This is a genomic window from Actinomadura darangshiensis (assembly GCF_004349235.1).
Lineage (GTDB): Bacteria > Actinomycetota > Actinomycetes > Streptosporangiales > Streptosporangiaceae > Spirillospora > Spirillospora darangshiensis.
In genome coordinates, this window is record NZ_SMKY01000453.1 from 1 (window position 1) to 5149 (window position 5149).

At 67.8% G+C, this 5149-nt stretch carries 6 protein-coding genes; 4 read left to right on the forward strand and 2 right to left on the reverse strand.

The features are described 5' to 3' along the window. Positions 1-490: 490 nt before the first annotated feature. Both E1293_RS48260 and E1293_RS44335 read left to right on the forward strand, forming a co-directional pair. Positions 491-850 carry a VOC family protein gene (locus E1293_RS48260; protein ID WP_165978687.1) on the forward strand — a complete coding sequence of 120 codons (360 nt, stop codon included), beginning with the start codon at positions 491-493 and terminating at the stop codon, positions 848-850. Between the two features lie 48 nt (positions 851-898). Further along, positions 899-1255 (forward strand): MmcQ/YjbR family DNA-binding protein, encoded by a 357-nt coding sequence (locus tag E1293_RS44335; RefSeq protein ID WP_132205744.1) that lies wholly within the window; start codon positions 899-901, stop codon positions 1253-1255. A gap of 31 nt (positions 1256-1286) precedes the next feature. Here E1293_RS44335 and E1293_RS44340 read toward each other — a convergent pair whose 3' ends face one another. Both E1293_RS44340 and E1293_RS44345 read right to left on the reverse strand, forming a co-directional pair. Further along, positions 1287-2198: a type IV toxin-antitoxin system AbiEi family antitoxin gene (locus E1293_RS44340; protein WP_132205746.1), complete on the reverse strand. Its 912-nt coding sequence runs from the start codon at positions 2196-2198 to the stop codon at positions 1287-1289. A gap of 120 nt (positions 2199-2318) precedes the next feature. Beyond that, positions 2319-3101, reverse strand: a complete 783-nt coding sequence (locus tag E1293_RS44345; RefSeq protein WP_132205748.1) for an alpha/beta hydrolase — start codon at positions 3099-3101, stop codon at positions 2319-2321. Between the two features lie 84 nt (positions 3102-3185). On the opposite strand from E1293_RS44345, the gene E1293_RS44350 reads away from it, so the two are divergent. Beyond that, the gene (locus tag E1293_RS44350) at positions 3186-3752 is read left to right on the forward strand and encodes an RNA polymerase sigma factor (protein WP_132205750.1); all 567 of its coding nucleotides are present in this window, start codon (positions 3186-3188) and stop codon (positions 3750-3752) included. Then, positions 3745-5025: a VOC family protein gene (locus tag E1293_RS44355; RefSeq protein ID WP_132205752.1), complete on the forward strand. Its 1281-nt coding sequence runs from the start codon at positions 3745-3747 to the stop codon at positions 5023-5025. The genes E1293_RS44350 and E1293_RS44355 overlap by 8 nt, the downstream gene beginning before the upstream one ends. The last annotated feature ends 124 nt before the right edge of the window (positions 5026-5149 follow it).

Below are 5149 nucleotides of genomic sequence, written 5' to 3' on the forward strand. Positions count from 1 at the left end.
CCGCCGCCCCCGAACCGCATCCGGGATGCCCCAGGCGTCCAACCATGAACCCGAAGCGCTCCCATCAGGGCCACCGCTGAATGCCCGCGGTCGCGGCCCCCGCTGCAAGACCGCATCCGCCCGGCGCCGCGGTGCTCAGAGACGCCACGACGACCCTCGGAAAAGGGGACCCCACTCCGGACGACACAGCGCCACTCAAGGACAGCGCAACCACCCTCAGGACAACCTCAGTGCCACTCGAGAACAGCACGACCACACTCCGGACGACGCAGCGCTGCTCAAGGACAGCGCGACGATGCTCCGGGGACGACAAGGCGGTCTTCGGGGACGAGACGCGTCCGCGATCCGGAGGGGCGGCGCGATGTCCGCCCCCGGGATGCTCCAGGCGACCAACCATGAAGGCGTTGCGCTCCCAGTGCGGCCCGCGCCCGGTCGACGGGGCTTCCGGTCCCCCGAAACGGCGTCTATCCGCCGCCGCTACTGTCGGACCATGGCAGTGCGCTTCTATCACCTGGTCATCGGCTCCCGTGGGCTGGCCGCGCTCGCCGAGTTCTGGTCCTCCGTCCTCAACCGGCCGGGTCGTCTAACGCTCCGGCGACGAGGCCATCGCCGAAGCGGACCCGCACGCCTATCTCGGGTTGCGCTCAGGGACAAGGACGCGAAGGCCACGGAGAACCTCCCGCACATAAACCCGGATCCCGATGACTACGATGCCGAGGTTTGGCGCATCGTCGCGCTGGGTGCCCGCCGCATTGACATTGGCCAGTCCGCCGACGTTCCGTGTCGTCCTCACCGAGCCTGCGGGCAACGGTTCTGCCTCCTTCGCCCGCACGCTTCGCTGATCGAATAGTCGCTCCACATCTGCCGAGCAGGTCAACCATAGGAAAGGAAACCGAACGTGAGTGACGTTGACGCGCTGGAACGAGTCCGGGAGATCTGTCTATCGCTCCCCGAGGTGGCGGAGAAGCCGTTCGGCGGTCACACCGCGCCCTCCTTCCGTATCCGCGACAAGCTCTTCGTGATGACCAGCGAGGACGGGCTTTACTTGACGTTCAAGGCCGGCCCGGGTGTGCAGGACGCTCTCGTCTCGGAGGCTCCTGAGCGCTTCTTCGTCCCGAAGTACGTGGGAGCCAAGGGATGGGTCGGCGCCCGCCTGGACGTCGGCCAGGATTGGGACGAGATCGCCGAACTCATCGAGGACAGTTACCGTCTCATCGCCCCGAAACGCTTGGTGAGGCTCCTCGACCGCGACTGACCACGTCTGGGCGTCGCGAGTCCGAGTGAGTTCAGCACGCCCGGCGTCTCAGGAGCGTCAGTCTCGCGGCTATGTGCTCCATGGTGGCGTTGTCGGGCTTCCAGCCGCGTTGAAGCAGCGCTGTCAGGAGAGCCTCCAGGTAAGGCGCCGGACGGGTCAAGAAGTTCTTGGTGACAGGAATGATGTCCCAGCCTTCCTCCTTGGCCAGCCAGCGTCGCCGATGGGTGTCGTGAGCCCGAGCCTCAGCACCGGTGTGGTGACGTTCGCCGTCATATTCGAGGCCGACACGGAATTCCCGGTAACCGAGGTCAACGTAAAACCATTGACCTCGCGGCCCCATCACCGGCACTTGGGTCTCCGGGCGTGGGAGGCCGGCGTCCATGACGGCGACGCGAGTCCAGCTCTCACCGGGGGAGGCCGCGCCACGATCGCCGAGGCGGAGGATCTGGCGCAGCCGCTTGTTGCCGCGGTATCCCGGCAGCGTCCGTGCCATGGCGGCGAGTTCTCCGCCGTCCACCTCCCGCCTGAGGAATTGGTCCAGTGCCGCGACCGCCTCGTGACGAGGCAGCCAACGAGCGCAGTCCAGTGCGGTGCGGGCCGGCGACGTGAGGCGTACACCTGATTCCTCCACGACATGTTCGGCCGGCAGTTCCACGTCCTCGGGGCTGACGGGAGACGCGCAGGAAGCGGTATCGGGTTCTCGGGGAGTGATGAGGTCGACTGGCCAGTCGACCTCGTTCACACCCGGAGGTAAGACGTCCAGACCCCATATCCATGCGGCCGTGCGCCGCGCGATGACGACTTCTCGTGGCAGCAGTTCGCTCAGCATGGTGGCGCGTGCCGCTAGCGAAGCCCCCTTGACCGGGGAGAAGTAGACGCCGGGTCCGACGGGGATGAGCGATCCGGCGGCGGTTCGCTTCCAAGTAAGGCTGAATACGTCCATGTGAACGATGTTGCCCGCCCGGCGGGTCACGCGCGGGCCGCCGCGAAAATGTGGATAACTTCGAGTTTCCCGAGGTCAGGAAGCCGCCGCGGGTCAAAGCCGCCTCCACGACCGTGCTGCTCAGTCCCCCGGTGCCGTCGGCCCTGGTGCCAGGGAAACCGCATTCGTCGCCCACCCGCCGATGCGCTTGATCAAGTCAGGCGTGGCGGCCGTCTCCGCATGCCCGAATGCGCGCTCGATCCACAGTTCCTTCGGATCGCACGCCGCGTCGTACAACTGATGACCATGTTCCAGCGGGAAGAACGGATCCGCATCCCCGTGAACGACCAGCAACGGAACCGGTGCGATCCGTTCAGCGACCTCGTGGGGCGCCTCCGGCACCGGGTCCCACCCAGTGGGCGCGATGCGCGTGCCGCGCAGCAGCCGGACGGCCATACGTCCCACACGCCGCTCGATCACCCAGTGCACGCGCCGCATCGGCACCGTCCCGCGGTAGTACCAGCGGGCAGGCGCGCTCACGGAGACCACTGCGTCCACCCCACCATGCAACGCGGCATGCCGGACGGCGATGGCCCCGCCCATGGAGAACCCCGTCAGGACGATCCGTCCATACCCTCTGCGACGTGCCGCCGCGACCACTGCGTCAACGTCGAGCACCTCCTGGTCACCGACCGTGGAGCACCCTCCCGATCGCCCGTGACCACGGAAGTCGAAGCCGACGACACCACCGTGCCGATTGAGCGCACCGGCGATCCGGCGAAGCGCGGGCTGCCTCCACGAGCATGTGAACCCGTGCGCCAAGATGAAGCAGACATCACCGTCACCCCTCGCGTGACCTGCGTCGATTCGCACGCCGTCGGCGGTGTGAAGCGTCAGCGGTTCGGGAATCACCACGCCCTCCATGATCGTGCGTCTCTCCCGGCAAACTTGTCGAACTTTTTCGTCTCCGACCCGTCGGAGAAGCAGCCCGCCGGACGATGGAGGGGTATGAATCACCCGGGACATCTCGAGCCCGACCCGGGGCCGGCCCTGCTCGACCTCTACGACACGGCCCTTCCCGAGGTCTATGGCTACCTGCTGCCCCGGTGCGGCCGGCGAGCACTGGCCGAGGATCTCACGGCCGAGACCTTCTTGGCCGCGGTGGAGGCGGTCCGCAAGAAGCCGCCTCCGGCGTTGTCCGTGGCCTGGCTGGTCGGAGTGGCCCGGCACAAACTCGCCGACCATTGGCGGCGGGCGGCACGGGAACAGCGCGGTCTCCAGGCCTTGGACGGGGGCGTCCCGGACACCGCGGAAGACCCGTGGGACGAGCGCCTCGACGCGCTCCTCGCCCGAGAGGTCCTCGGCATGCTGGGTCCCCATCATCGGGCCGCCCTGACGCTCCGCTACCTCGACGGCCTGTCCGTTCCGCAGGTCGCCGAGCATCTCGGCCGCACGCTCCACGCCACTGAGGCGCTGCTGGCACGGGCCCGCACGGCCTTCCGGCACGCCTACACCGACCACTGTTCGCCAGGGAAACGGATCCCCGGGCACGGGAAGGAGGGCCACGATGACTGATCCGCTGGAGGCTCTCCGCGCCCCGACCGTCCCCGTTGATCCCGACCCCGTCTTCGCGGCGCGGCTGCGGGAACGCCTGCGGCGCGCCTTGCTGGAACCCACGGGAGGCACCATGACCACCACCGTCCATGAAACGCAGGCCCGGGTGCGGACGCTGACCCCCCGCATCAACGTCGACGACGGGCAGCACGCTCTGCGCTGGTACGCCGAAGCGTTCGGCGCCGAACTCCGCGGCGACCCCATGATGGAGGAGGACGGACGGGTCGGCCACGCGGAGCTCGCCATCGGCGACTCCGTCCTGATGCTCGCCGACGAGTGGCCCGACCACGGCCTGCTCAGCCCGAAGACCCGCGGTGGTCCGAGCCAGTCGCTCTACCTGTCGGTCCCCGACGTGGACGTCGTCTTCGCACGCGCCGTCGAACTGGGCGCAGCCGCAGACCGTGCCGTGTCCGACTACCCGTACGGCCGCAACGGTGTCATCACGGACCCGTTCGGCCACCGCTGGATTATCTCGAGTCCTCCATCACCTGCACATTCCCGGGCACGACAAGGAGATGTCGGCTACGCCTCAGTGTGGCTCCCCGATGTAGAACGCGCCGCCGCGTTCTATGGGACGGTCCTCGACTGGCACTCGGTCTCCGGCAGCGTCTCAGGCGGCCGTCATGTCGAAGGACTGCCCCACCAGCACATCGGCCTCTTCGGTGGCCAGGAGCACCGCACCACCTTCCTGGCCTTCGCCGTCGAGGACGTCCACGAGACCCTCCGGCGGATCCAGCACGCCGGCGGTGAGGCGGCGGAACCGACCGAGGAACCCTTCGGCCTGAGTGCCATGTGCACCGACGACCAGGGGATGAGCTTCTCGATCTACCAACCGCCGGAAGGGGCGAGCCCGGTCGAGAACCGGCTCGCTGAAGCCGCCGGAGTCACTCCTCACCACGGTGAGATCTCCTACCTCACCATCGGCGTCCCCGACGTCGCCCGTGCCCAGTCCTTCTACGGCGCCGTGCTGGGGTGGGAGTTCACCCCGGGCCACACTCCCGGAGGCTGGAACGTCCAGCTGGACGGCACCGAGGTCCAGCCAATGACCGGTATTCACGGTGGCGCTGATCGCCCCGTCGTCGTCCCGATGTACTCGGTCGACGACATCGAGACCGCCGTAACCCGTGTCCGCGAGGCGGGCGGCACCGCGAGCGCCCCCGAGCAACAGCCCTACGGCCTCGCCTCAACGTGCACCGACGACCAGGGGAGCCACTTCTACCTGGCCCAACACTGAACCCATTTCATCCCTGTGGCGGCAGTCCGCTGGTCACAGCATGATCGCAATGCGTCGGTTGGTGGCCTGACGTAGAGAGACCCCTGGTAGACGGGTTGATCACCACAATCACGTCGCCTGAACC

Excerpts from the sequence above, each read along its gene's own strand:
- E1293_RS48260 (WP_165978687.1), top strand. The coding sequence starts at position 491 with ATGGCAGTGCGCTTCTATCACCTGGTCATCGGCTCCCGTGGGCTGGCC.
- E1293_RS44340 (WP_132205746.1), bottom strand. The coding sequence starts at position 2,198 with ATGGACGTATTCAGCCTTACTTGGAAGCGAACCGCCGCCGGATCGCTC.
- E1293_RS44350 (WP_132205750.1), top strand. The coding sequence starts at position 3,186 with ATGAATCACCCGGGACATCTCGAGCCCGACCCGGGGCCGGCCCTGCTC.
- E1293_RS44345 (WP_132205748.1), bottom strand. The coding sequence starts at position 3,101 with ATGGAGGGCGTGGTGATTCCCGAACCGCTGACGCTTCACACCGCCGAC.
- E1293_RS44355 (WP_132205752.1), top strand. The coding sequence starts at position 3,745 with ATGACTGATCCGCTGGAGGCTCTCCGCGCCCCGACCGTCCCCGTTGAT.